Consider the following 3519-nt stretch of genomic DNA (forward strand, 5'->3'; position numbering starts at 1 on the left):
CTTCATTATATACCTTGGGGGTTTTTTACTTGAAGCTAAAGCTTTCTGGGGACACACCTGCATAGCAGGTGGTTTATTTGTATCGCCGATACAAATAATAAGAGGATGTCTCTCGACATCCTCTTTAATCTTATTATTTATTTTGGGGAAAAGAGCCTGTGAAGACTCTTACACCTATTAAACTATCAGCCTGCAGGCTTTGCTGCGGGTGCTGCAGGAGCCTGTGATGAAGCCTCAGCTGCTGCCTCGGGTGCGGGCTCTGCTACAGGAGCAGGTGTTCCGGGTGTCCAACCTGCGGGATCAACAAGTATGCCGTTCTTGTCAAATGTGCAAGGCACGTTATCAAGAGGTGCGCTCACATTTGCAAGCATCTTGCCGTTGTTGGCATCAAAGTAATGCCATCCGTCAGGAAGCTGTACCCAACCTACAACCTGATGTCCATCTGCGGGATCAAGGTAATATACGCCGTCCTGAAGTCCTGCAAGACCAACTACAAGCTTACCGTCTGCACCAAAGTAGAATCTGCGTCCCTCGATGTCGTTCCAGCCTGTGACCATCTTACCGTCAGGTCCGAAATAGAACTTGTCGGGAAGGTTACCGCTCCATCCTGTTACCATAACGCCATCAGGTCCGAAGAGATAGTTGGCATTCTCGATATTCTGAAGACCTACCATAGCTGTATGTGTGTCAGGCGCAAAGAAGAAACGCTGTCCCTGCTCATTGGAGAACCATCCGCTGATAGCTACTCCGTCTGCACCAAACATATACTTACCGTTTTCAAGCGCCTGCATACCAGTCTGCATAACACCGTTGGGCGCAAATAGATAGAGCTTGTCACCGATCTGTGTAAGACCTGTGCGCATTACATACTGCTCGTCAAAATAGTGCTTACCGTCTTCAAGATCAACAAATCCTCTCTGGCACACACCATTGGGATCTGTGTAATAGATTGTTCCGCCAAGGTTCAAAAGACCTGTACGCTTAACACCGTTCTCATCAAAGTAATAATGACCACCTTCAATGTCTGCAAATCCTGTCTTGGCAAGTCCGCCTGCTCCGGGGTCAAGGAAGAATACTCCGCTCTCATCCTGGAACCAACCTGTCTGAACTACACCGTTGGGGTCTGTGTGATATCTCTGTCCTGCAAGGTTGAGCCATCCAAACTGTTTACGATAGTTGCTGTAATAGAAAGTATTGCCACCAACATTGTTGAATCCCTCAGGAATAATACGAGAGAAATAATCTGTATAAAGGTGGTTAACGTCTACTCTTCCTGCAATACCGGGATACTGTCCGTTACTGCTAGACTGCCACATAGCGTAGTCTCCGCCGTACTCAAGTGCGTTGCCGTACTGTGCGATCCACTTGGGAGCTGCTACATTGGGCATTCTGTCTCTGAACCAGTTACGGTTCGCATAAACCATTGTCTCATAGCCATTGGAATTAAGAATGCCGCAGAATGTATCTGCAATAGCCTGAAGCTGTCCGGCACTAAGTCCCTTCTGGCTGGAGTCTTCTATATCTATAGCAACGGGGAAAGATACCTGGTATGGAGCTATCCACGCAAGAACCTGGTTGGCCTCTGCTGCAGCTGCCTCAGGAGTTGTTGCATAGGAATAAATATAGATACCTGTTCTGATTCCTGCCGCATTAGCTCCGTTGATGTTATTTACAAACTGCTCATCGAGTCCTTTCTTAGTGGTTCCTACTCTGATCATTGCAAACCTAACACCGGCTGCCTTAACCTGCTGCCAGTTAATACCGCCCTGATACTTGGAAACATCGATTCCGGTGGCAACTTCTGCACCTGCCGCAGATGCTTTAGTGCCGGCTACGGGCGAAAAAAATAGGGCTGCTGTCAGAATAGGCAGTAGACCTACTGAAAGAATTGCTTTGGTCTTTTTTCTCATATACCTTCTCCTCTTCCTCAAAAAAAATTTCTCCACTCACTAAAAAAAATTATAACATATAAATGTGTCCATTTTTTTATAAAAACTATTCTTTTTTACTCTATGCATTAAATGATTATAAAAAAGCAATTTTTAACTAGACCATTCTGTTAGCATCTGCTAACATTAATCAACACGATAACCAAATAAGGAGGAAATCTACAATGAGTGAAATTTTTGCAGGAATTCCCGAGATTAAATTTGAGGGAAAAGACAGTAAGAACCCATTAGCATTTAAATACTACGATCCCAAGAAAGTGATCATGGGTAAGACTATGGAAGAGCACCTTCCCTTTGCCATGGCATGGTGGCACAACCTTGGAGCCAACGGTGTAGATATGTTCGGTCGCGGAACAGCGGATAAATCCTTTGGTGCCAGCACAGAGGGAACAATGGAGCACGCCAAAGCCAAGGTAGATGCAGGTTTTGAGTTTATGAAAAAGCTCGGAATCAAGTACTTCTGCTTCCATGACGTAGACCTTGTTCCTGAAGCAGATGATATTAATGAAACTAACAGACGTCTGGATGAGATCTCCGATTATATCCTCGAGAAGATGAAGGGCACTGATATCAAGTGTCTCTGGGGAACAGCAAACATGTTCAGCAATCCCCGCTTCATGTCAGGTGCAGGAAGCACATGTTCCGCTGACGTATTCTGCTTTGCAGCTGCTCAGGTCAAAAAAGCTCTCGACATCACGGTAAAGCTTGGCGGAAGAGGCTACGTATTCTGGGGCGGACGTGAAGGTTACGAGACTCTTCTTAATACAGACGTTAAGTTCGAGCAGGAAAACATCGCTAAGCTCATGCACCTTGCTGTAGATTACGGCAGAAGCATCGGCTTTACAGGCGACTTCTATATCGAGCCCAAGCCAAAGGAGCCCATGAAGCATCAGTACGACTTTGACGCTGCCACAGCTATCGGATTCCTTCGTCAGTACGGTCTTGATAAAGACTTCAAGATGAACATCGAAGCTAACCACGCAACTCTTGCTCAGCACACATTCCAGCATGAGCTCAGGATCAGCGCTATCAACGGCATGCTCGGTTCAATCGATGCCAACCAGGGTGATCCGCTTCTTGGATGGGATACCGACGAGTTCCCTTGCAACGTATACGATGCAACAATGGCTATGTATGAAGTACTTAAGGCCGGCGGACTTACAGGCGGATTTAACTTTGATTCCAAGAACAGACGTCCAAGTTATACTTACGAGGATATGTTCTATGCATTTATCCTTGGAATGGATACCTTCGCTCTTGGTCTTATCAAGGCAGCTGAGATGATCGAAGACGGTCGCATCGATGGCTTTATCAAGGAGCGTTATTCTAGCTTCGAGTCAGGAATCGGCAAAAAGATCCGCGACGATGCAGTCTCCCTTAAAGAGCTTTCAGATTATGCTCTTAACATGAAGGCTCCCGCCCTTCCTATTTCCGGAAAGCAGGAATACCTTGAGAGCATCGTAAACAATGTTCTTTTGTAAGCGTCAAATAATCCGCCTATGATTTAATCCGCAACTATGGTTTACTTTAAAAAACTGAAAAAACTAACTAGTTTTTTAAAGGAGGCCAG

Annotated in this window: 3 protein-coding genes; 2 read left to right on the forward strand and 1 reads right to left on the reverse strand. The window is 45.7% G+C overall.

The features are described 5' to 3' along the window. On the forward strand, positions 1 to 181 hold a 181-nt coding region (locus BM377_RS16450; protein ID WP_207646925.1), incomplete at its 5' end, for a hypothetical protein. Between the two features lie 4 nt (positions 182 to 185). Here the strand turns inward: BM377_RS16450 and BM377_RS15940 are convergent. Next, complete coding sequence (locus BM377_RS15940; RefSeq protein ID WP_092250959.1) at positions 186 to 1910, reverse strand: GH25 family lysozyme; 1725 nt, start codon at positions 1908 to 1910, stop codon at positions 186 to 188. Positions 1911 to 2113: 203 nt separating this feature from the next. Here BM377_RS15940 and xylA point away from each other — a divergent pair, with 203 nt between their 5' ends. After that, positions 2114 to 3430 (forward strand): xylose isomerase, encoded by a 1317-nt coding sequence (xylA, locus tag BM377_RS15945; protein WP_092250961.1) that lies wholly within the window; start codon positions 2114 to 2116, stop codon positions 3428 to 3430. Positions 3431 to 3519 lie beyond the last annotated feature (89 nt).

Origin of the sequence: Butyrivibrio sp. INlla21 (assembly GCF_900116875.1) — a bacterium.
Classification (GTDB): domain Bacteria; phylum Bacillota; class Clostridia; order Lachnospirales; family Lachnospiraceae; genus Butyrivibrio.